This window comes from Paenibacillus phocaeensis, assembly GCF_900021165.1.
Lineage (GTDB): Bacteria > Bacillota > Bacilli > Paenibacillales > Paenibacillaceae > Fontibacillus > Fontibacillus phocaensis.
The window spans coordinates 1-23,002 of the sequence record NZ_FCOQ01000015.1 but is presented as its reverse complement, the minus strand read 5'-3'; the positions used below and the strand labels follow the sequence as shown (position 1 = coordinate 23,002).

Sequence of the window (23,002 nt, the reverse complement as noted above, 5' to 3'; positions counted from 1 at the left end):
CGACCCGCCGATTCCTATGTAAGGAATAGATGCTCCATCAAATTTTCCCCAAGTTGGGCCTGCTTTACCCGCAAACTATTGAACCGAAGGAAAAATCGCTGCGATCTTCTCCTTCACCCCGCACACTTCATCCACGCGTTGAACATAACGGCGCGCCGTTGAAGCCGAAATATTGTATTTCTGCGCCACCTGTTCGTAGGTGACGGATTGGCCGTGCATTTTGCCCGTCAAATACTCGAGCGCCGCAGCCCAACCCTCCAAATGGGAGACCGCCGGCGTATCCGGATACAAGCGGGTGAGAAATTCCGCCCACAACGTCTCCATATCATGCTGCTGCTGCAGATCGAAGCTCCGCTTCATTCGCTCCAGAGCCAGATCTACCACCGCCTGCCATTCGCTGCGCCATACCGGCAACTCCGTCGTCACGCGGCTGGGATCAACCAGGGTTGTCGTCCCGCCGGAGCGTACGGGCAGCGGCTCATTCACGCCGAGATTCCGGAGCACGAACAGCGCCATTTCCTTCAGGTAAGCATCTTCATCCGGCTCCAGCAAGAAGGCTTGCAGCGCCTCCTCGACCTCCCGGTCAGCAATCAGGCCCAGCGCCTGAATCACCTGAAGCTTCGTCTTCGTATCCCCGTGGCGCAGGGCCCAGAAGAACGAGGAGCGAACCAGCGGATTCTCCTTCAATTCGGTCGGGATGCCCTCATCCGAAAGCTCCCAGTGCTTCATTTGCTCTTCGAACGGCAGCAGGTATTGATAATTTACCGTAAACGGCCCGGCTTCCGGATGCTCCCGCTCTCGGGCCAGATAATTCAAATAATAGTCCGGCACGCTTGAACCGGGGTCCAGCCTTTTCGCCGTATTCCATAGCTGCTCCGCTTCAGATTGCCGCCCGGTATGGTATGCCGCTACTGCCGCATAGTGATAAAGACTGGCATCAAAGTTCGTCTCATCGCCCCGCAGCAACCGTTTGAAGTGGCCGAAGGCCGCATCGTGACGGCCCAAAATCCCCATCGTGGTCGCCAGCTTGAACACATGTTCCTGATGGAAGGGAATGATATTCTCCAATCGCCTGGCCAATTCCTCCAGCGCCTCACGGTTCCCCTCATGCTGATAAAAAATCGCCAAGTTGCACAAGCCGTGCAAATTCCCGGGATCCTGCGCAAGCACCTCTCCCACGGTATCCATCGCTTTGCGAAACAACCCCAGGTAGTAATATCCCAAGGCCAGGTTGTTGCGGGCCGCAAGGAAATCCGGACGGTTCCGCACCAGCTCCTCCAGCATTTTGACCGCTTGGGCGAATTTGCCTTCCTCCAGCAGCGCGCGCGCCTGATCATGCTCATAAACCCCGTGCCGCGACTTAATGCTCTTCAGCTTGGTCGGACGATCGAGCTCGTATTGCAGCAAGTCGATCATCTCTTCGGCTTCGCTCAGAAACTGGCCGTGCTCATCCTGCTCCAAATAATTAACGAGCGCTTCCTCGGCCGCTTCGAACATATCCATATTGGCGTAGTTGTTCGCCATGTAGAAATAACATTCCGTCATAGCCGGGTCGATCTCTTCCAATACGGTCTGCAGCACCTCATTGGAAGCTTCGTAATCTCCCATTTCCGATAAAATGCCGGCCATATTGCAGTGATTCACCGGGTTGCTCGGCTCGTATTCTACGGCTTTGCGAAAATATTTTAATGCCTTGTCATAGCGATAACGGTCCAACGAAGAGACGGCTCTCTCGAAGAAAAAACCCGCATCCATCGAGATGGGCAGCACTTTCCCCCGTTTGGCTTTACCCGGTCGCAATTTTTCGTTCAAGCAAGGCACCTCCTTTGATTTCAAGCTTTGAAGTCGACTTCCCGTACCTTCAGTTAAACTCTCCATCCCCCAGTATAACATAGGAGGAGCTGTCCTCCCACGGGGAATCCTGGCGGAAAATAACGGATAAGCCGAAGCCGGAAGAAAACCGCCGGAACGCCGAAGCAAAAGCCGCGAAGAAACGATAGAACCGCGCTGCCTCAATCGAATACAAAAAAGCCGCCCTATAGGCGGCTGCGGCTATATACTTGAATCATTTATAGACTAAATTCCCCGGTCCTTGAACAAAGCGGCGATCGACCCGCCCTCCAGGATAAACTGCGTGGCCCGGGCCAGCATCGGCGCGACCGAGAGCACCTGCACATGGGACGAATGCAGCTCCGGCTGTGCGATCGAATCGGTGACCACGACCTGCCGGATGTTCGGGTGCTGAAGCTTCTCCAGCGCATTTTCGGAAAAGAGCCCATGCGTCGCGCACACGTAAGCGTCCGCCGCCCCCCGTTCCTTCAGGCTTTCCACAACGTTAACGATCGTGGTGCCGGTATCGATCAAGTCTTCGATGATGATCGGCGTATGCCCGGCAACGTCGCCGATCACATGCGTAATCACCGATTCGTTGTGCGTAGGGCGCTTCTTGATCATGATCGCGAACGGCGAGTCCAGTCCGTTGGCCAGCTTCTCCGCCATCGAGGCGCGTCCCGCATCCGGCGAGACGATCACGGGATTCGGGATCTGCTGCGCCTTCAAATAATCGGTCATCAAGTCTAACGCGGTCAAATGATCGACTGGGATGTTGAAGAAGCCCTGGATCGCCGGCGCGTGCAGATCGATCGTCACCACCCGATTGGCCCCCGCCGTCGTCAGCACATCGGCGAGCAGCTTCGCCGAAATCGGCTCTCGCGGCGCGGATTTACGCTCCTGCCGAGCGTAACCGTAATAGGGCATGATAATGTTGATCGTACGGGCGGAAGCCCGTTTCGCCGCATCGATCATCACCAGGAGCTCAACGAACAGCTCATTGATCGGATGGGCGAGCGACTGGACGAGAAACACATCGAAATTGCGGATACTTTCCTCATAATGCACATAAATTTCTCCGCTTTTAAAGCGCGACAACTTCACCTTCCCGGGTTCAATCCCTAACCGGCCGCAGATATCCGACACGAGCTTCGGATTGGACGAACCGGAGAACACGCGCATTTTGGCTTCCATAACATCCTCCCGAATCCTTATTTAAGACTTGGACATGCGTTCTCTTTTATCGTACATGGATTCGAGTTTGGCGTCCAGCGCCCGGCCTTCGGTTCGTCGTTTACCTTCCCAAATCCAACGGGATCATTGTCCGACGACGCCCCTCGAAGGTCGCCAGCTCCCGCACGCCCAGGTTATACAGCAAGGTACGCGCCTGATCCAGGTGTTCGCTCAGTTTCAGCGGATCATGGGCGTCCGACCCTACGGTGAGCGGAATCCCCATTTCGATCGCGGCCCGTAAAATCCGCTCGCTCGGAAACATCTCCGCGCACGGCTTGGACAAGCCGGAGGCGTTCAGCTCCATCGCAATCCCGGCTTCCTTCACGGCGGACAAGGCCCGCTGCTCCAGACGGATCGTTTCTTCCACCTGCTCAGCCCCCGGTTGATGTCCGAACCGCTTGATCACGTCGAGGTGGCCAAGGAAATCATAGAAGCCCGTTTGCGCGGCTTTCGTCACGGCCTCATAATACCGCTCATACACCGCAAGCTCATCCTGACCCTCCCAGTGGTGAACCTGGCGGAAATCCGACACATCCCATTCCCCGAGAAAATGCACCGAACCGATCACATAATCCCAAGGGTACGCCTTGACGATTTGTTCAATGCGTTCCTCCCAGCCTTCGATGTAGTCGCCTTCCAGACCAACCCGGACGTCGATCTGCCCGCGATACTTCTCTTTCAACCGAAAAGCTTCTTCAACGTAACGCGGCAGCTCGTCCATCGGCATGGCCATTTCCGGATAATACTTCGCCGGATCGACATGCAGCAGCGGCATATGGTCGGAGACGCCCAACTGGGACAAGCCGATCTCGATCCCCCGGCGAACGTACTCCTCCAACGTGCCGACGGCATGCCCGCAGCGTTCATGATGCGTATGGTAATCGATCAGCATCCGTTTACGCCTCCGTTCTAGTCGCGCCGCGGCCGCTCATGCCGCCGCTCCAGCTCCCGCATGATGTCGTCCAGCGGCAGATGGCGTTCGCGCAGCAGCACCAGCAGGTGATAGATCAGATCGCTCACCTCGTAACGCAGCTCGTCGTTGTCGCCATTTTTGGCCGCAATGATCGACTCGGCGGTTTCTTCGCCGACCTTTTTCAGAATTTTATCGAGCCCCTTCTCGAACAGATAGGTCGTATACGCCCCTTCCGGACGCTCCGCGTAACGCTCGGCAATCAACTGTTCCAGCTCGGCCAGCACCTGAAAGCGCGCACCGCCAGCACCCCCGCCGTTTGTCCCCGTTGAAGCTCCCTCATCTGCAGCCGCCGCCGTCCGATAGAAGCACGTTGGCTCCCCGGTATGGCAAGCCGGCCCGTTCGCAATCACCTCGACCAGCAGCGTGTCCCCGTCACAGTCATATTTCAAGGCCGTGATCCGCTGGGTGTTGCCGGAGGTCGCCCCTTTGTTCCACAGCTCGGCACGCGATCGGCTCCAGAACCAGGTCAGCCCGGTTTCCACCGATTTGCGCAGCGACTCGCGGTTCATATAAGCCAACATCAGCACATCCTTGCTGCCTGCGTCCTGCACGATCGCCGGAACCAGTCCGGCCGCATCCCACTTCACCGCCTGCTCCAGCTCTTCAAGAGATCGCGATAATTGCAGCGGTTGTTCCTTCCCCACGGTCATCGTATTTCCACCCCTTTGGTTCTCAGCTCTTGTTTCAAATCCGGGATTGCCATTTCTTTATAGTGAAAAATCGTCGCCGCCAGCGCCGCATCCGCCTGTCCTTCGGTAAATACCTCGTAAAAATCGTTCACCTTCCCTGCCCCGCCGGAAGCGATGACCGGAATGCCCACCGCGCGGCTGACCGCGCTCGTCAGCGGCAAATCGAATCCGTCCTTGGTGCCGTCGGCGTCCATGCTCGTGAGCAAAATTTCCCCGGCGCCACGCTTCTCGACCTCCTGCACCCAAGCCAGCGCCCGGATGCCCGTCGGTTTCCGTCCGCCGTGGGTGTACACTTCCCACTCGCCCCACTCTGCGTTATATTTGGCATCTACAGCCACCACGATGCACTGGGACCCGAAACGGCGCGCCCCGTCCGAGATCAACTCGGGGTTCACCACCGCCGCTGTGTTAATGCCGATCTTATCCGCTCCGGCCCGCAGCAGGCGCTTCATATCGTCCACCTGGGAGATCCCTCCGCCGACCGTAAACGGAATGGCGATTTCGCCGGCCGTCTGCTTCACAACCTCGACCATGGTCGCCCGTCCTTCGTGCGAAGCGGAAATGTCCAGGAACACGAGCTCATCCGCCCCTTCCCGGTCATACAACGCCGCCAGCTCTACGGGATCGCCGGCATCGCGCAGGTTTACAAAATTCACGCCTTTGACGACCCGCCCCTCCTTCACGTCGAGGCAAGGAATAATTCGCTTTGCGAGCATGCTGGTTCGACTTCCTTTCTGTCTATTTTACGCTAAGATTCCAGAGCTCTGATCGCCGTAATAGCCTGGGCCAAATCGATGTTCCCGGTGTAGAGCGCTTTGCCGACGATCGCCCCGCCGATCCCCTGATCGGCCTGTGCGGCCAGCCGCAGCAAATCGTCCTGCACCGTCACCCCGCCAGACGCAATCACGGTCTTGCCGGACGCCCGAGCCAGCGACAGAATCGCTTCCACGTTAGGACCTTGCATCATCCCGTCGCGGGAAATGTCGGTGAAGATGAACGTCTCCGCCCCTTTGGCCGCCAGCTCCTTCGCCAGCACTTCGGCTTGAACCTCGGACGTTTCCAGCCAACCGCGCGTAGCGACATAGCCGTTGCGGGCATCGATCCCGATCGCAACTTGGTCGCCGTAGGTGCCCAGCACCGCTTCAGTAAACGCGCGGTCCTCGATCGCCGCCGTGCCGAGAATGACCCGGCTGACGCCCAGCGACAGCAGCCGCTGGACATCGTCCAGCGTGCGCAGCCCGCCGCCGACCTGCACCGGCACCTGGACGCTGCGGACGATTTCGCCGATCAGCTCATCGTTGACCGGATGCCCGGCCTTGGCGCCGTCGAGATCGACCAAATGGATGAACGTCCCGCCTTGCGCCTCCCAGGAACGGGCTACCTCCACCGGATTGGCGTTATACACCGTCTCCCGGTCGTAATCGCCTTGGACCAGACGTACACACTTCCCGCCGCGAATGTCGATGGCCGGATAGATAATAAAAGATGACATAGGTTCGTACCTCCCGCCGTTCATGGTCGATAAAATGAATACTCCGTCAGACTCCGTTTGCTAAAATAGCGGTAATTTATGGCGTTATTTCGGCACAATCATGTGTTTTAAACAAAATAACGGTATTTCATGGCGCTATTTGAGCCAAATCACGCCAAATCACCTGTTTTGGAGCAACTTGCCCGATAATAGCGCCACATTTTACCGCTAATCATCCGCTAAACCCGCCTATCCGCAAAATAAGGCCATAAATTACCGCTAAATTCAGTGCGGGGGTGGGGGAGGGAGTGTCGGTACCTGCTCAGCACCTACTTAGTACCTCCGCGCACCTCTGTCCATACTCAATCCCCCAGTAACTCCGTACCGCAGCAATTAGGCTCTCAGCGCCTCAGCTCAACCTACTTGCGCCTGCTGCTGCTCCACCAGCTGGAGGAAATTGCGCAGCAGCGCCATGCCGAGCTCCCCGCTCTTCTCGGGATGGAACTGCATCCCGAAGACGTTGCCGCGGCCGACGATGGCGGTCACCGGATGCCCGTAGTCGGTCACGGCCAGCACATCCTCCGGCTGCTCGGCTAATACGTGGTAAGAGTGGACGAAGTAGACATGTCCCTCTTCCAGCCCCGCGAGCAGCGGGTTCTCCGGCTGCAGGAACGCCAGCCGGTTCCAGCCCATATGCGGCACCTTGTACCCTTCGGTGCCCGCAAACCGCACCGCCCGGCCCGGCAGCAAGCCCAGCCCCTCGTTCCGCCCATGCTCTTCGCTTTCGCCGAAGAGCAGCTGCATCCCGAGGCAGATGCCGAGCAGCGGCACACCTTGAGCGGCCGCCTGCCGCACCACGGCGTCCAGACCCGACGCGCGCAGATGCTCCATCGCGTCGCCGAAAGCCCCGACGCCCGGCAGTAGCACGCCGTCCGCGGCCAGAATCTGGGCCTCGTCCGCCGTGACGAGCCCTTCGTACCCGAGGCGCGCCACCGCTTTGCTCACGCTGTGCAGATTGCCCATCCCGTAATCGACGATGGCGATGTTCATCGCGTTATAGCACTCCCTTCGTCGACGGCACCCCGCTGACGCGCGGATCGATGCTCGTCGCCTCATCCAGCGCGCGCCCGAGCGCTTTGAACACCGCCTCGATCATGTGGTGCGTGTTCTGGCCGTAGTGCACAATGACGTGCAGCGTAATCCGCGCTTCCAGCGCCAGCTTCCACAGAAATTCGTGGACAAGCTGCACATCGAAGCTGCCGACCCGATCGGAAGGATACTCCGCACGGTATTCAAAATGCGGCCGGTTGCTGACGTCAATCACCACTTGGGCCAACGCTTCGTCCATCGGAATAAACACGTTCGAATAGCGTTTAATCCCTTTTTTGTCGCCCAGCGCCTCCCGGATGACCTGACCCAAGCAGATCCCGATATCCTCCACCGTATGATGGTCGTCGATCTCAATATCGCCGCGGGCCTGGACTGCTAGATCGAAATGTCCGTGCTTGGTGAACAGATCGAGCATATGATTCAAAAAAGGCACATCCGTCTCCAGTTCAGCCTTCCCGCTCCCATCTACGGCAAAAGTCAATTGGATATCGGTCTCATTCGTCTTGCGGCTGACACTGGATTGGCGTACCGCCATTTCTCCGTCTGGTCGATTCGTCATGTTCATTTCCCGCCCTTTCCTTCTTGCTGCAACCGGATCTCAATCGCCCGGGCATGGCCTTCCAGGCCTTCCCGCCGCGCCAGCTCCATAATGGTCGCCCCGTTCTCCAGCAGCGCTTCCTTGCTATAGTAAATCAGACTGGATTTCTTAATAAAATCGTCCACGTCCACCGGCGACGAGAATCGTGCCGTGCCGTTCGTCGGGATGATGTGATTCGGCCCGGCGAAATAATCGCCAACCGGCTCCGAGCTGTACGGCCCGAGGAAAATCGCCCCGGCATTTTCCACCCGCCCCAGATAGCCCATCGGATTGTCCACGATCAGCTCAAAATGCTCCGGCGCCAGCTGGTTGATCACATCGATTCCGGCTTCCACCGAATCGACGAGGAGGATCGCGCCGTAGCGCTCGATCGAAGCTCCGGCGATCGCCTTGCGCGGCAGCGCGGCCAGCTGCCGCTCCACCTCGGCCTGGCACGCCTTCGCGAACGTCTCCGACGGCGTCACGAGGATCGCCGACGCCATCTCGTCGTGTTCGGCCTGGGACAGCAGATCCGCCGCCACATAGGCGGGATCGGCGCTGTCATCGGCCAGCACGGCGATTTCACTGGGACCGGCGATACTGTCGATATCGACGACGCCGTACACTTCGCGTTTGGCGAGCGCGACGTAGATGTTGCCCGGCCCGCAGATCTTATCGACGGGCCGGATCGTGTCCGTGCCGTACGCGAGCGCGGCAATCGCTTGGGCCCCGCCGACCCGGTAGATCTCGTGTACGCCGGCTTCCGCCGCGGCCACGAGAATATACGGGTCGATCCCCGCTTTGCCGCCCGTGGCCGGCGGCGTCACCATCACGATCTCCGGCACGCCCGCCACCTGCGCGGGGATCACGTTCATGAGCACGGAGGAAGGGTAAGCCGCCTTCCCTCCGGGAACGTATACCCCGACGCGCTTCAGCGGCCGGAGAATCTGTCCGAGCAAGCTCCCGTCCGGCTGCAGCTCCATCCAGGAGTTGCGCTTCTGCCGGGCGTGGAACGCCCGGATATTCGCGGCCGCTCCCTGGATCGCCGTAACAAACGACGGCTCCACGGCGTCATAGGCCGCTTTCAACTCCTCCTGCGTCACGCGCAGCCCTGCCGCGTCCAACGTCATGCCGTCAAACTGCTCCGTGTATCGGAGCAAGGCCGCATCGCCTTCCGTCTTGATCGCCTGTACAATCGCTTTGACCGCTTCATTTTGTTCCGGCGAGCCGTATTCCACTTCCCGCCGCAAATCAAAATCCTGTGCCGATACCAGTTTCATCATCCGGCATCCCCCTGCTTTCCTCGCTTATCTCGTTACTGCTCCGCTTCTTAAGCCTGTTTGACCTCATCCCGCCGAATCACCTTGCTCAGCGCATCGCAGACGGCCTGGATCTCGGCGTTCTTCATCCGATAGCTGACGCGGTTGGCTACCAAGCGGCTGGTGATATCAAAGATCTTCTCCATCTCGACCAATCCGTTCTCCTTCAGCGTCTGTCCGGTCTCAACCATGTCGACGATTCGGTCGGCCAAGCCGATAAGCGGCGCCAACTCAATCGAGCCGTTCAGCTTGATCACTTCGACCTGCTGTCCGTGCTCACGGAAGAACTGCGATGCCACATTCGGATATTTCGTCGCCACTCGCTGTTGGATGCCCGGCTTCCAATCCGGCAGCGCAATGACCGACATGCGGCAGCGGGCGATGCCGAGATCAAGCAGCTCATAGACGTCCCGGTTCTCCTCCATCAGCACATCCTTGCCAACGATGCCGATATCGGCCACCCCGTATTCCACGTAAGTCGGCACATCCACCGGCTTTGCCAGAATGAACTCCATGCCGATGTCCGGAAGCGGAATGACCAGCTTGCGCGATTCGTCCACATCGTCCGGAATCTCGATGCCCGCCTCGCGGAACAAGGCGGAGGCTTTCTTATAAATACGCCCCTTGGGCATGGCGACTTTAATGATTTGGTTCAATGGATCGTGCCCTCCTTCCAAGCAGCATGCCTTGATTCAAAAGCTGACGAACGTCAGGATGTCTCCGTATGACGGCCCCAGCGGTCCCGCTTTGCGCCCTGCCTCCGGCGCACTAAGCAGAGCCTCCGGCCCTTCCGCCCGGCGCATCAGCACGCTGCAGCCTTCTCCGCGCAGCCGCTCCGCTTCGGCAAAAGCCCGCTTCCGGTTGGGAGCATCGTACTGCAGCATAACCGGAAGCTCCGGCTCGGCTGCAAGTCCGCCGACTCCGTCCAGAATCCGGTTCGTCTTCAGCGAGAACCCTGTGGCCGGCGCAGGGCGTCCGAACTGCTGGAGCAGGTTGTCGTACCGCCCGCCGCTGCACACCGGGAAGCCCAACTCGGCCGCATACCCTTCAAACGTCATGCCCGTATAGTAGGAGAAATCCCCGATCATCGTCAGGTCGATCATCACGTGCTCGGCAACGCCGAAGTCCTCCAGCGCATCCCACACCTGGCAGAGATGGTGAATGGACGCTTGGGCGAGCGGATTCCCGCTCAGCTCCAGCGCTTGGCCGCAGACTTCTCTCCCGCCGCGCAATCGCAGGATCCCTTCCAGCTCGTCGCGCTGCTGCGGCGACAGGGACAATCCGGCCAACGTCTCGCGGTAACCGACATAATCACGATGCAGCAGCCCGTCCTTGAGCGCCTCCTGAATATCTTCGCCGCCCGGAACGGCCTCTTCCAACAACCCATTCAGGAAGCCGACATGTCCGACGGCGATCTTGAACGATTTTACTCCCGCCGCTTGCAGCGAGGCGACAGCCAAAGCGATCACTTCAGCATCGGCATCCGGGGAATCATCCCCCACCAGTTCAACCCCGGTTTGGAAGAATTCCGCCTCCCGTCCCGCCTCTTCCTCAATCGCCCGAAATACGTTGGCGTGATAGGATAAACGAAGCGGCAGCGGCTCCTCCTTCAGCAGAGAAGCGACGACCCGGGCGATCGGTGCCGTCATATCGGAACGAAGCACCATGGTGGTGCCCCGGTTATTCAGCAATTTAAACAGCTTCTGATCCGACGTCGAGCTGGCTACGCCAACCGTGTCGTAGTATTCCATCGTGGGCGTCATGATCTGCCGGTAGCCCCAGCCAGCCATGCAGTCCAGCACGCGCCGTTCGATCGCCCGCAGCTTATCCACGGCAAAAGGCAGATAATCGCGGACTCCCGCCGGTTTTTCAAAGCCTTTTGGTTTCGACAAGTGTTTCACCTCACCGTTCTTCTTGCTTGCCACAATTTCTTTACTATATTAAAGTGCTAATATGCTACCAAATTAAAGAGTAGCCCAATTTTATCATATTTACTTTTGGACCGTCAATCGCTTCTTCCCCGTTGACCGGCTCTAAATCCATCCTCTTATTATTCCCCAAGAGAGGGCTAAAACCCTTGCGGCCCCCCAAACGCAGCAAAGCCGGCCTATTACGCCAGACCGGCTTGGAATGCAGAGTTACAGATTCGCGCCAACCGATGGGCTTTGTCCGCTCTCCCGCGGTCGGGTCGGTTTATTTTTGCGTAAAGAAGCCGGGACGTTCCCGAGGAACCACGCAGCAAACGGCAGCCGCCGGAAGGAGAACTGCACGAATCCCCACGAGAGAAACAAGGCCCCCAGAGAGCCAATCCCGATATAGATCAGATAGCCGATCGAAGCGCCGGGCAACCGGTCCTCGCTCCAGAGCAGCCGGTACATGAACAGCACGAAAGGATGAAACAAATAAATCCCGAAGGAGAGCTCGCCGACCCGGGTCAGCGTCCGAATCCAAAAGGCCGAGCCTTTTCTCTGAATATAAAACGCGGCCTTCAGCAGCACCAACGCGGAGAACAAGGAGTGGACGTTCCACAGCAGTTCAAACCACAGGGAGTTGGGCGACGCGAGCCCCTGACGATAGGCGTACCACAACTGAACATGAAGGAAAGCCACCAGCAGCCACCCGCCCCAGAGAGCGGCTGTCCATCCCTTCTGATCCTTAGACAGCGCTTTCCATTCCGTGTTGAGCCAGACCTTGATTTTGCCAAACCCGATCGCCAGTACCGCCCCCAGCATGTAGTACCCCATATAGGTAATCGCATAGCTGGCTTTATTCGTCAGCTGCAGCTCGTATTTATTCCAGAACACGAAGCCCCACTGCAGGGCAAGACCACAGGGCAGGATTAAAGCAAGCAGCGCGCGGTGATTCCGAAAGGACTGAAACAACCACAAAAACAGCGGGAATAACAGGTAGAATTGAATGCTGATGAATACGAAATAGAGGTGGGTGTACGCCGTACCGTTCAGGAGCGCTAGTCCCAACGACTTCAACTCATACATCTTGGAATTGTTGATGAAATCGTGGCGATAAATCGCCAGCAGCATGAAATAGCAGCAGGAGACCAGCAGGTATGGCAAAATGATATAGGTCAGGCGTTTCTTATAGAACTTGCGGACCAGCTTGCGGCTGATCGGCTGATCGTAATAATTGTAGAAGAGCACGAAGCTGCTTAGAAAGATGAACGACGGGGTTCCGATTTTGAAAAAAATATTCAGCCAATTATAAAAGTAGTAGACCGGTGAATTCAGCGCTTGTTCCGCCGCTGCGAACGATGAGGCATGCACCTGGATCACGCTGAAGATCGCTAGCGCCCGAAAAATGTCCAGCTGCGGCAGACGTTCCTTGACCACCTTGCTCACTCAACCAACCCCTATTCATAATTAAGAAGATAGCCTTATTTATGGACTAGACGCCTGTTTATGGCAAAAGTTTCTCCCGAGTGCTCTTTTCACTATACCAGAAGTTGGTCCATCGTAAAACCGTTTGGCCTGCTTCGCCGGTAATCCCTGTTCGCTGCATTACACATTGGGAAGGATCCTCGGACTCAAACCCCAAGAAATCAAGATCCCGCTCCAGTAACGCGGAAAAAGCGGTCCCGATCGGCGAGATGCCGGGTTCGAGACCGCTTTTTCATTATGCTGTGGTTCGTGGCTTCCAACTGGTTTCCAGACCATGATGTCCTCGCCGTTCCTCGCCCCAGGCAACCACAGCTCCCCCGCTAACGCTTGCCACAGAGCTTATACCCGCCAAAATCCCGGTTCGGCAATTCTAACGCTTACTACAATGCTTATTGTTCCTTGTTGCTGCCGAAATCAGGCATTTTCCACGAAATAGCGTTGCTCATCGTCGTTAAAATTTCTACAGCGTCCAATTTGCTGCAATAGCGTTCCTGATCAGCGTTAGCGCATTCGGAAGTGTGTTCGGGTACCCCTAACCTGATTGCTAACCTAGGGGAGGGGCACCTTACTTCGTACCACTGTCGTTTGGAACTCCTTGCGACGACATCCCCGCATTCGCATTCTCGGAACTCTTCCGCTCCAGCTCCCGCAGCGGGTTGCCGCCGACAAATGCGCCGGGTGCGACATCCTTATGTACCACGGATCCAGCGGCGACAACCGCACCGTCCCCGATGGTCACCCCCGGGAGAATCGTGCTGTTCGCCCCGATCATCACCTCGTCGCCGATCCGCACCTCGCCCAATCGGTATTCCTTGATCAAATATTCATGGGCGAGGATCGTCGTGTTGTATCCGATGACCGAATTTCGGCCGACCGTAATGAGCTCCGGAAAAAACACATCCACCATCACCATCAGCCCAAACGCGGTATGCTTCCCCACCTTCATCCCAAGAACTCGGCGATAGATCGCATTCTTCACAGATAAAATGGGGCAGTATCGGGCGATCTGGATGAAGATAAAATTGCGGACGCCCTTCCACGGACTAACCGTCCGGTACAGCTGCCAGAGCGCGTTCGGCCCTTCAACCGGATACCGCTTGACCTGTCTCACGGTCTCACCGGCTCCATGTCCAGGATCCCATAGAGATCGGTCATATCCTGAAGGATGTAATCCGGATTATACTTGCGCAGCATCGCTTCGCCTTTCAGCGACCACGCCACTCCCGCAGCCTGTACGCCCGCAGCTTTGGCACATTGCAGATCGGCAGCACTGTCGCCCACCATCAGCGTTCGCGCCGGATCGGCGTTCAGCTCGCGCAGCGCCGTCAGAATCGGCTCGGGATGCGGCTTCGGATGCTTTACGTCCTCTACCGTTACGATGGCTTTCATATACGGATTCAACCCGAAGTGGTTCAAGGCAAGCAAGGTCGTTTCCTTAATCTTCGTCGTCACGATGCCCATCGTGATCCCCTGCTCATGCAGCTTCGAAATGACTTCCTTCACGTGCGGGAACTCACGGATCAGCTCATCATGGCGCTCCCGGTTATATCTCCGGTAATCCGCCACTAAATCCGCAACCTCCTGCCTTCCCGAGAAGATCTGCAACTGATGCTCCAGCGTCATCCCCATGTGCGGGATGATCTCTTCCCGAGTGTGCGGTTTGAGGCCATTTTTCTCGATGACATGCAGAAAGGTTGTAATGATCAATTCATTGGTATTAATGATCGTTCCATCCAGATCAAATAACACGGTGTCTATCATGTGTCGCTACTCCTTCTTCTCTTCCGGTACCTCGGGTGCTTCCGTTGCTTCCGCTCTCTCCTCCACGGGCAGTTCTGCTGCCTTGTCCGGCTCCGCCTTCACCGGTTCAGCAGTCCCAGCCGCTCCAGGCAATCCTTCTACAGCGGCGACCTTCGTAGACGTAATAGGGTCCCTATAGTAGGGCAAATCACGCACGGTCCGGCGGCGTACAATGATGAAAACAATAGAGGCGATGACCAGCCCGATTGCAAGCAACTGAGAAATACGGATGTTGCCGTAAGACGGTGCCAAATATCCCTGTTCGAAGCCAAACCAGGTCATTGGAGCCCACAGCCCATTCACAAACGACGCAAGCCAGGAAGCTCCTTGGAATGCCAAGCTGTCCGTCCGCAGCGCTTCGATGAAGAACCGTCCGATCGAATACCAAATGAAATACGAGGCAAACAATTCACCGGAGCGCAAAAATTTCTGTCTGCGCAAGACGAGAAGCAGAATCAAGCCCAGCAGGTTCCATAACGATTCATACAGAAACGTCGGATGATGGAATGTCCCTTGTATATTCATTTGATTTACAATAAACGATGGCAGGTGCAGGTTCTCGCGAAGGAAACTCTCCGTCGTTGGACCTCCATAAGCTTCCTGATTCACGAAGTTCCCCCAACGTCCGATCATTTGCCCGATAATGAGGGAAGGGGCGCAGATATCAGCAATCCGCCAGAAGTTATAGCCCCGACGCCGCACAAAGATGACCGCGCAAATGATCGCGCCGATCAGCGCCCCATAGATAGCGATCCCGCCATTCCAGATTTTGAAGACGTCCCAGAAGTTGTTCTTGTAATCGTCCCACATAAAGGCGACGTAGTAAATCCGCGCAGCGATAATCGCCGACGGTACCCCGAGCAGCAGCAAGTCCATAAAAAATTCCTGGGGAATGCGGAACCGCTTCCCTTCCCAAACAGCCAACAGAAGGCCAACCAATGCACCGCTTCCCAGAATCAGCCCGTACCAGTGTACCTTCAAGCTCCCGATAGAAAATGCAATCGGGTCCAATAACAAAGTGCCCATCGTTCACGCTCCTAATCCAAATCGTCGATATCTTCCGCAATGGTTTCGGTCAGTTTTGTCGTAAACTGCAGAGCAGCGTTGTATCCCATGCGCTTCAAACGGAAGTTCATTGCAGCCACTTCGATAATAACGGCCAAGTTCCGTCCCGGGCGTACCGGGATCGTTGCCAGCGGCACATCGGTATCGATGATTCGCGTCGTTTCTTCATCCAGTCCCAACCGGTCGTACTGCTTCTCCTGCTGCCAGGCTTCCAGTCTCACGACCAGCGTAATGCGCTTGTTATTCCGAATCGCCCCGGCGCCAAACAACGTCATCACGTTGATGATCCCGACGCCGCGAATCTCCAGCAGGTGCCGGATCAGTTCAGGGGCCGAACCGTGTAATTGATTGTCCGACGTTTGCCGGATCTCCACGGCATCATCCGCAATCAGACGGTGTCCGCGCTTGACCAGCTCCAGTGCGGTCTCGCTCTTCCCGATGCCGCTGCTGCCGGTAATCAGCATCCCTACCCCGTATACATCGACGAGAACCCCGTGAATGGTTGCCGTTGGCGCCAGCTTCCGCTCCAGGAAACTGGTGATCCGGCTCGATAGAATCGTTGTCGCCATGCTGCTGCGAAGCACCGGGATCTGCTTCTCTGAGCTGATCTCAATCAATTCCTCCGGAACCTTCCAAGACCGGGTGACGATAATGCAGGGCGTCTCCTCGCTGCTGCAGAGCCGTTCCATCCGATCCCTGCGCTCTTTCTCGGGTAGCATCTCGAAGAAGGCCAGCTCTGTTTTCCCCAGAATCTGAACGCGCTCCGGTGGGTGGTATTCAAAATAACCAGCCATCTCGAGGCCCGGACGATACAGATCATCCACCGTGATCGCACGTTTCAACCCCTGCTCTCCGGAAACCACCTCGAGTCCGAACTGGTTGACCAACTCGGATACTTTCACTTTTTTCACCATGGTGCTCTTCCTTTCCCTGCCGGCATCTTAGACGGAACAGCCCGTCCTCCATGAGCTCCGGCTCCAATATAAGCTGCCTAGACGGCATTCATTCCTCTTGTTACTGGATCACTCAATGTATTCATCGTAAAGGAAATTGTCACGTAAATCAATCATCGTCCCTAGAGCAACCCCGTGGCCCTTCCTCGGAACCGAGCTTTCCCCCATTCAGCAAAAAAACCGCCCCGAAGGGCGGTCTCTTCATTTATCGCTAACGGATTAGCTAAAGAACACGTTGCGTTCTGTTTCTTTGTCGAAGATATGAATTTTGTTCATATCGATCGCCAGTTTCACATTGTCGCCTTCACGTGTGTTGGAACGGCCGTCTACACGAGCGATCAAGCCGTCGCCGCCTGCACCGTTCAGGTACAATTGCATTTCGTGACCCAGGTTTTCCGTCAGGTACACGTTCGCGGTGAAAGCCGTTTGCGGCGAAGCTTCCAGGAAGACAGGCTCTTCATGAATGTCCTCAGGACGAATACCCATGATCACTTCTTTGCCGATGTAACCTTTTTCTTTCAGAACCGTTGCTTTGCCTTGAGGCACAACAACGTCCATGTTCGTTGCTTTGAAACGAACCGTACCGGCTTCTTCAGCCAAAGTACCGTTGACGAAGTTCATCGTAGGAGAACCGATAAAGCCAGCTACGAAGATGTTGCCTGGTTGGTTGTACAGCTCTTCTGGCGAAGCCGCTTGTTGAATGATGCCGTCATGCATAACTACGATCCGGTCACCCATCGTCATTGCCTCGATCTGGTCATGGGTTACGTAGATGCAAGTCGTTTCCAGACGTTTCACCAGCTTCGTGATTTCCGCGCGCATTTGACCGCGCAGTTTAGCATCCAAGTTGGAAAGCGGTTCGTCCATCAGGAACACTTGAGGATCGCGGACGATTGCGCGGCCCAAGGCAACCCGTTGACGTTGACCACCGGAGAGAGCTTTCGGTTTACGATCCAGCAAATGCTCGATGTCGAGGATCTTAGCAGCTTCGCGTACGCGTTGGTCGATTTCGTCTTTCTTCACTTTGCGCAGTTTCAGACCAAATGCCATGTTTTGATATACGTTCATATGCGGATACAACGCGTAGGATTGGAACACCATCGCGATGTCGCGGTCTTTCGGAGCAACGTCGTTCACGACGCGATCGCCGATGTACAATTTACCTTCTGTAATTTCCTCCAAACCGGCGATCATCCGAAGAGTCGTGGATTTACCGCAACCGGATGGACCTACCAGCACGAGGAATTCTTTGTCCGCAATATCAAGGTTGATGTCTTCTACGGTTGCTTTAGCAGCACCTGGGTATTTTTTGAAAATGTGTTCTAAACGTACGCCTGCCATGTGTTTGGCCTCCCATTAAATAAATTTAGTGTTAAGGGTTCTATGACACTTTATGAAATCGGATACATTTTATATTTATATATTAGTCGATAGGAGTCCAACCATCCATCCACAAACTGCACAAAAAACTTAAGGGCTTTTCGTCACTTTATACAATAACAGCTCCAGCTTGACCAAAACGGCGTCATTAAACGTTCTGACATCCAGTCCGGTCTCCTGTTTGAACTTATCGATCCGGTATAATAACGTATTTCGGTGAATATAGAGCCGTTTTGCCGTTTCGCTAACATTACAGTCCAACGCAAAAAACGTCTCCAACGTCGACCGCGTCTCCTCATCCTGCAGCAAACCTGCGCGATCTCCCAGCTCCAGGGCAAATTGGCGGCGCTGCTCCTCCGGTATGCTGTACACCAGCCGCTCCAGCTTCAGTTCCCAAGGCAGGTGGATCGGATCGGTCACATTAAATTTACGGCCAAGGATCAGCGTCTGACGCAAGAACAACGTTGCGGATGCCAATTCCGCTTCCCCGATTAGCGCGCCCCCTACCGTCAGATGAAAGCTCCCCACCCATTCATTGGTTACGAGCTCGTATAGCCCTTGGCAAAGTGCGCCCAGCAGGTCACGTTCGGTTTCCGCCTCCTCCTCGCTCTCTTCGCGCAAGTTCATAAACAGCTCTTCACCCAGCAGAATCAGCCAATCGTCTTTGAGCGGAATCAAACTCACTTCGCCGCCGAAATAACTCTTTAGGAGCTTGTTCAGCTTGGAAAAGGAAATGACCTGACCCTGTCCCGAACTATCCCAGGTCAGCAAGAACGGCAGCATTTGTCCCTTCAGCTTCGACTTCATGGAAAAATGCTCAGGCAACGGCTGGTTCAGTTCCCCCAGCTCCAGGCGCTCCTGCAGCCATTCCCCAAGCTGGATGCTGCGCATCTCATCCTCCCGTTTCAAACTGGGGAGAGGTTGCGAGGGCACGCGAGCTGCGGAGAGGAGCAATTGAATCAACTGTGCCTCCGCCTTCGTCACTTCGGGGTTCTCCGTCTCCAGGACGCGTACGCTTCCCGGCACACGCTCCACGAGCCACACCCACCGCTGGTCGATGCGGTAAGGACCGGCTTCCCGGTCATCCGATTCCGGTATGGCTTTGTTCCAGGCCTGTTCTTCCCAGACGCTCTCCGAGAGTGGCGCGCCGATGACGCTCTCCACTTGTTGTTTCAGCCATTTGATCTCCATAACGTTGCCTTTCTCTCCATGCATTTTAGTGTTGATTAAAATCATTTTATCATACCCGCCAGAGCAAACGTAAATCCCGCTCCAAATGCAAAAAAACCGTTAACCCTAAGGTCAACGGCTTTTGACATGAGCCATGAAGGACTCGAACCTTCGACACCCTGATTAAAAGTCAGGTGCTCTACCAACTGAGCTAATGGCTCGTAAAAACTGGTGGAGGCTGATGGATTCGAACCACCGAACTCGTCAGAGAACAGATTTACAGTCTGCTGCGTTTGGCCACTTCGCTAAGCCTCCATATGATTATGCTTCCCGCATTCTTCGAAAATAATGTAGGAGCATAAAAGTGGCTCGGGACGGAATCGAACCGCCGACACGAGGATTTTCAGTCCTCTGCTCTACCGACTGAGCTACCGAGCCGCAGGGTTTTCGGTAAATTTCCAAAAAAATAAAGCGGTGAAGTTAGTCACTTTCCCACTTTACGGTGGAAATATTTAAATAAATGGCGGAGCCGACGGGATTCGAACCCGCGGTCTCCTGCGTGACAGGCAGGCATGTTAGGCCTCTACACCACGGCTCCGCATTGGTATAAATGGTGCCGGCGAGAGGACTTGAACCCCCAACCTACTGATTACAAGTCAGTTGCTCTACCAGTTGAGCTACACCGGCACGGTGTAAATATTTATTTGCAAGGTGTCGATGATGGTGGAGGCTGAGGGGATCGAACCCCCGACCCTCTGCTTGTAAGGCAGATGCTCTCCCAGCTGAGCTAAGCCTCCGAGATGTTATGGTAGCGGCGGAGGGGATCGAACCCCCGACCTCACGGGTATGAACCGTACGCTCTAGCCAGCTGAGCTACGCCGCCACAATATTAAGCTTGTACAAATGGCGGAGAGAGAGGGATTCGAACCCTCGCACCGCTTACGCAGTCTAACCCCTTAGCAGAGGGTCCCCTTATAGCCACTTGGGTATCTCTCCAAGCCATAAATTCAAGGTTTAATCCTTGAAAACTGGATACGAAACGAATTTGCGTGTTAGTCTCCGCAAGTGCTCGGATCGGCTTGTTCAGCCTGACGCCACTTTTTGGAGTTTTTTGGATAAGCCCTCGACCGATTAGTACCTGTCAGCTCCATACATTGCTGCACTTCCACCTCAGGCCTATCAACCTCGTCGTCTTCAAGGGGTCTTACATACTGGGAAATCTCATCTTGAGGGGGGCTTCACGCTTAGATGCTTTCAGCGCTTATCCCGTCCGCACTTAGCTACCCAGCTGTGCTCCTGGCGGAACAACTGGTGCACCAGCGGTGCGTCCATCCCGGTCCTCTCGTACTAAGGACAGCTCCTCTCAAATTTCCTACGCCCACGACAGATAGGGACCGAACTGTCTCACGACGTTCTGAACCCAGCTCGCGTACCGCTTTAATGGGCGAACAGCCCAACCCTTGGGACCTACTTCAGCCCCAGGATGCGATGAGCCGACATCGAGGTGCCAAACCTCCCCGTCGATGTGGACTCTTGGGGGAGATAAGCCTGTTATCCCCAGGGTAGCTTTTATCCGTTGAGCGATGGCCCTTCCATGCGGTACCACCGGATCACTAAGCCCGACTTTCGTCCCTGCTCGACTTGTCAGTCTCGCAGTCAAGCTCCCTTTTGCCTTTGCACTCTTCGAATGATTTCCAACCATTCTGAGGGAACCTTGGGGCGCCTCCGTTACTCTTTAGGAGGCGACCGCCCCAGTCAAACTGCCCACCTGACACTGTCCCCATACCGGATCACGGTACCAGGTTAGAACTCCGATACGATCAGGGTGGTATCCCAACGGCGCCTCCACCGAAGCTGGCGCTCCGGCTTCCTAGGCTCCCACCTATCCTGTACAAATCGTATCAAAGTCCAATATCAAGCTGCAGTAAAGCTCCATGGGGTCTTTCCGTCTTGTCGCGGGTAACCTGCATCTTCACAGGTATTAAAATTTCACCGGATCTCTCGTTGAGACAGCGCCCAAGTCGTTACGCCATTCGTGCGGGTCAGAATTTACCTGACAAGGAATTTCGCTACCTTAGGACCGTTATAGTTACGGCCGCCGTTTACTGGGGCTTCGGTTCATAGCTTCGGGGTAAACCCCTAACCACTCCCCTTAACCTTCCAGCACCGGGCAGGCGTCAGCCCGTATACTTCGCCTTGCGGCTTCGCACAGACCTGTGTTTTTGCTAAACAGTCGCTTGGGCCTTTTCACTGCGGCCCCCTCGAGCTATTCACTCTACCGGGGCACCCCTTCTCCCGAAGTTACGGGGTCATTTTGCCGAGTTCCTTAACGAGAGTTCTTCCGCGCGCCTTAGAATTCTCTTCTCGCCTACCTGTGTCGGTTTGCGGTACGGGCACCTTCTCCTGGCTAGAGGCTTTTCTTGGCAGTGTGAGATCATGACCTTCGGTACTGTAAATTTTCCCTCCCCATCACAGCCCAGCCTTACGATGTGCGGATTTGCCTACACACCAGCCTCACTGCTTGGACGGGGCATTCCATCGCCCCGCGTCACTACCCTGCTGCGTCACCCCATCGCTCATAGNCCAGTTTTCAAGGATCAATTGATAAATCTTATGGTGGAGCCAAGGAGGATCGAACTCCTGACCTCCTGCTTGCAAGGCAGGCGCTCTCCCAGCTGAGCTATGGCCCCAAATTCACCCTAACACAAGGCGTGATGCCAAACGTTATGGGAAATATGGTGGGCCCTAGTGGACTCGAACCACCGACCTCACCCTTATCAGGGGTGCGCTCTAACCAGCTGAGCTAAGGGCCCATAACAGATATGATTTTGTGAACCCAAAAATGGGCTGCGCTTGGCGACGTCCTACTCTCCCAGGACCCTTCGGTCCAAGTACCATCGGCGCTGGAGGGCTTAACGGTCGTGTTCGGGATGGGAACGAGTGGAACCCCTCCGCCATCATCACCAAACGCATGAGAGTTTGAACTCTCAAAACTGACCAACGAGTGAGTAACTTCGCTAACCTGAGTTAGCTANTTTATCCAGTTTTCAAGGATCAATTGATAAATCTTATGGTGGAGCCAAGGAGGATCGAACTCCTGACCTCCTGCTTGCAAGGCAGGCGCTCTCCCAGCTGAGCTATGGCCCCAAATTCACCCTAACACAAGGCGCNGGAGAACCAGCTATCTCCGAGTTCGATTGGAATTTCTCCGCTACCCCCACCTCATCCCCGCACTTTTCAACGTACGTGGGTTCGGGCCTCCAGTGCGTGTTACCGCACCTTCACCCTGGACAGGGGTAGATCACCCGGTTTCGGGTCTACGCCTACAAACTTAGTCGCCCTATTCAGACTCGCTTTCGCTGCGGCTCCACCTTCTCGGCTTAACCTTGCTTGCAAACGTAACTCGCCGGTTCATTCTACAAAAGGCACGCCATCACCCATATAGAGGGCTCTGACTTCTTGTAAGCACACGGTTTCAGGTTCTTTTTCACTCCCCTTCCGGGGTGCTTTTCACCTTTCCCTCACGGTACTGCTTCACTATCGGTCACTAGGGAGTATTTAGCCTTACCAGATGGTCCTGGCAGATTCATACGGGGTTTCACGTGCCCCGCACTACTCGGGATCCGTCTCGGAGGGTTCACACTTTCGATTACAGGGCTTTTACCTTCTCTGGCGGGCCTTTCCAGACCTCTTCGTCTAATCTGAACCTTTGTAACTCCGTGTGAGACGTCCCACAACCCCGAAGAGCAAGCTCTTCGGTTTAGGCTAATCCGCGTTCGCTCGCCGCTACTGACGGAATCACTTTTGTTTTCTCTTCCTCAGGGTACTTAGATGTTTCAGTTCCCCTGGTCTGCCTCTTCGCATCCTATGAATTCAGATACGAGTGACTAGGTATTACCCTAGCCGGGTTTCCCCATTCGGACACCCCCGGATCGATGCTTGCTTACAGCTCCCCGAGGCAGTTTCGTTGTTCGCCACGTCCTTCTTCGGCTCCTAGCGCCTAGGCATCCTCCGTGTGCTCTTAGTAGCTTAACCAA

18 protein-coding genes, 11 tRNA genes and 1 other annotated feature are annotated in these 23,002 nt (G+C 55.7%); all 29 genes read right to left on the bottom strand.

Annotation, left to right across the window (positions count from 1 at the left end):
- Nucleotides 1–75: 75 nt before the first annotated feature.
- Entirely contained in the window at nucleotides 76–1,812 is a 1,737-nt protein-coding gene (locus BN3795_RS09465; protein ID WP_110945102.1) for a tetratricopeptide repeat protein, read from the bottom strand.
- A gap of 264 nt (nucleotides 1,813–2,076) precedes the next feature.
- On the bottom strand, nucleotides 2,077–3,024 hold the full coding sequence (locus BN3795_RS09460; protein WP_068784451.1) for a ribose-phosphate diphosphokinase: 948 nt from the start codon (nucleotides 3,022–3,024) through the stop codon (nucleotides 2,077–2,079).
- A 100-nt stretch (nucleotides 3,025–3,124) separates the two neighbouring features.
- Nucleotides 3,125–3,955, bottom strand: a complete 831-nt coding sequence (hisJ, locus tag BN3795_RS09455) for a histidinol-phosphatase HisJ (RefSeq protein ID WP_068784450.1) — start codon at nucleotides 3,953–3,955, stop codon at nucleotides 3,125–3,127.
- Nucleotides 3,956–3,972: 17 nt separating this feature from the next.
- A complete protein-coding gene (gene hisIE, locus BN3795_RS09450) occupies nucleotides 3,973–4,686 on the bottom strand; it encodes a bifunctional phosphoribosyl-AMP cyclohydrolase/phosphoribosyl-ATP diphosphatase HisIE (protein ID WP_068784449.1) in 714 nt (237 codons plus the stop codon).
- Nucleotides 4,683–5,441 (bottom strand): imidazole glycerol phosphate synthase subunit HisF, encoded by a 759-nt coding sequence (gene hisF, locus BN3795_RS09445; protein WP_068784448.1) that lies wholly within the window; start codon nucleotides 5,439–5,441, stop codon nucleotides 4,683–4,685. Before hisF ends, hisIE begins: the two co-directional genes overlap by 4 nt.
- A 32-nt stretch (nucleotides 5,442–5,473) precedes the next feature.
- On the bottom strand, nucleotides 5,474–6,217 hold the full coding sequence (hisA, locus tag BN3795_RS09440; RefSeq protein ID WP_068784447.1) for a 1-(5-phosphoribosyl)-5-[(5-phosphoribosylamino)methylideneamino]imidazole-4-carboxamide isomerase: 744 nt from the start codon (nucleotides 6,215–6,217) through the stop codon (nucleotides 5,474–5,476).
- 393 nt (nucleotides 6,218–6,610) lie between these two features.
- Nucleotides 6,611–7,246 (bottom strand): imidazole glycerol phosphate synthase subunit HisH, encoded by a 636-nt coding sequence (gene hisH, locus BN3795_RS09435; RefSeq protein ID WP_068784446.1) that lies wholly within the window; start codon nucleotides 7,244–7,246, stop codon nucleotides 6,611–6,613.
- Nucleotides 7,247–7,250: 4 nt separating this feature from the next.
- Entirely contained in the window at nucleotides 7,251–7,865 is a 615-nt protein-coding gene (hisB, locus tag BN3795_RS09430; protein ID WP_068784483.1) for an imidazoleglycerol-phosphate dehydratase HisB, read from the bottom strand.
- 2 nt (nucleotides 7,866–7,867) lie between these two features.
- Nucleotides 7,868–9,163 carry a histidinol dehydrogenase gene (gene hisD / locus BN3795_RS09425; RefSeq protein WP_068784484.1) on the bottom strand — a complete coding sequence of 432 codons (1,296 nt, stop codon included), beginning with the start codon at nucleotides 9,161–9,163 and terminating at the stop codon, nucleotides 7,868–7,870.
- Nucleotides 9,164–9,213: 50 nt separating this feature from the next.
- On the bottom strand, nucleotides 9,214–9,858 hold the full coding sequence (gene hisG, locus BN3795_RS09420) for an ATP phosphoribosyltransferase (RefSeq protein ID WP_068784445.1): 645 nt from the start codon (nucleotides 9,856–9,858) through the stop codon (nucleotides 9,214–9,216).
- Between the two features lie 36 nt (nucleotides 9,859–9,894).
- Nucleotides 9,895–11,094: an ATP phosphoribosyltransferase regulatory subunit gene (locus tag BN3795_RS09415; protein WP_068784482.1), complete on the bottom strand. Its 1,200-nt coding sequence runs from the start codon at nucleotides 11,092–11,094 to the stop codon at nucleotides 9,895–9,897.
- A 246-nt stretch (nucleotides 11,095–11,340) separates the two neighbouring features.
- On the bottom strand, nucleotides 11,341–12,558 hold the full coding sequence (locus BN3795_RS09410; RefSeq protein WP_068784444.1) for an acyltransferase: 1,218 nt from the start codon (nucleotides 12,556–12,558) through the stop codon (nucleotides 11,341–11,343).
- A gap of 604 nt (nucleotides 12,559–13,162) precedes the next feature.
- Nucleotides 13,163–13,708: an acyltransferase gene (locus BN3795_RS09405; protein WP_068784443.1), complete on the bottom strand. Its 546-nt coding sequence runs from the start codon at nucleotides 13,706–13,708 to the stop codon at nucleotides 13,163–13,165.
- A complete protein-coding gene (ppaX, locus tag BN3795_RS09400; protein ID WP_068784442.1) occupies nucleotides 13,705–14,358 on the bottom strand; it encodes a pyrophosphatase PpaX in 654 nt (217 codons plus the stop codon). Before ppaX ends, BN3795_RS09405 begins: the two co-directional genes overlap by 4 nt.
- Nucleotides 14,359–14,364: 6 nt before the next feature.
- Nucleotides 14,365–15,423, bottom strand: a complete 1,059-nt coding sequence (gene lgt, locus BN3795_RS09395) for a prolipoprotein diacylglyceryl transferase (RefSeq protein WP_068784441.1) — start codon at nucleotides 15,421–15,423, stop codon at nucleotides 14,365–14,367.
- An 11-nt stretch (nucleotides 15,424–15,434) separates the two neighbouring features.
- Nucleotides 15,435–16,376: an HPr(Ser) kinase/phosphatase gene (gene hprK / locus BN3795_RS09390; RefSeq protein WP_068784440.1), complete on the bottom strand. Its 942-nt coding sequence runs from the start codon at nucleotides 16,374–16,376 to the stop codon at nucleotides 15,435–15,437.
- A 258-nt stretch (nucleotides 16,377–16,634) separates the two neighbouring features.
- Complete coding sequence (locus BN3795_RS09385) at nucleotides 16,635–17,756, bottom strand: ABC transporter ATP-binding protein (protein WP_068784439.1); 1,122 nt, start codon at nucleotides 17,754–17,756, stop codon at nucleotides 16,635–16,637.
- Nucleotides 17,757–17,885: 129 nt separating this feature from the next.
- A complete protein-coding gene (locus tag BN3795_RS09380) occupies nucleotides 17,886–18,986 on the bottom strand; it encodes a PucR family transcriptional regulator (RefSeq protein ID WP_068784481.1) in 1,101 nt (366 codons plus the stop codon).
- Between the two features lie 127 nt (nucleotides 18,987–19,113).
- Nucleotides 19,114–19,186, bottom strand: a tRNA-Lys gene (locus tag BN3795_RS09375).
- 8 nt (nucleotides 19,187–19,194) lie between these two features.
- Nucleotides 19,195–19,280 (bottom strand) — tRNA-Tyr (locus tag BN3795_RS09370).
- Nucleotides 19,281–19,330: 50 nt separating this feature from the next.
- Nucleotides 19,331–19,403: transfer RNA gene (locus tag BN3795_RS09365), tRNA-Phe, on the bottom strand.
- Between the two features lie 83 nt (nucleotides 19,404–19,486).
- A tRNA-Asp gene (locus tag BN3795_RS09360) sits at nucleotides 19,487–19,563 on the bottom strand.
- 13 nt (nucleotides 19,564–19,576) lie between these two features.
- A tRNA-Thr gene (locus BN3795_RS09355) sits at nucleotides 19,577–19,652 on the bottom strand.
- Nucleotides 19,653–19,686: 34 nt separating this feature from the next.
- Nucleotides 19,687–19,762 (bottom strand) — tRNA-Val (locus tag BN3795_RS09350).
- Between the two features lie 9 nt (nucleotides 19,763–19,771).
- A tRNA-Met gene (locus BN3795_RS09345) sits at nucleotides 19,772–19,848 on the bottom strand.
- A 21-nt stretch (nucleotides 19,849–19,869) separates the two neighbouring features.
- Nucleotides 19,870–19,961, bottom strand: a tRNA-Ser gene (locus tag BN3795_RS09340).
- Nucleotides 19,962–20,076: 115 nt separating this feature from the next.
- Nucleotides 20,077–23,000: a sequence feature (most likely nonfunctional fraction of RNA operon), on the bottom strand.
- Nucleotides 21,580–21,655: transfer RNA gene (locus BN3795_RS25520), tRNA-Ala, on the bottom strand. It overlaps the preceding feature by 76 nt.
- A tRNA-Ile gene (locus BN3795_RS25515) sits at nucleotides 21,702–21,778 on the bottom strand.
- A tRNA-Ala gene (locus BN3795_RS25510) sits at nucleotides 22,037–22,112 on the bottom strand.
- Nucleotides 23,001–23,002 lie beyond the last annotated feature (2 nt).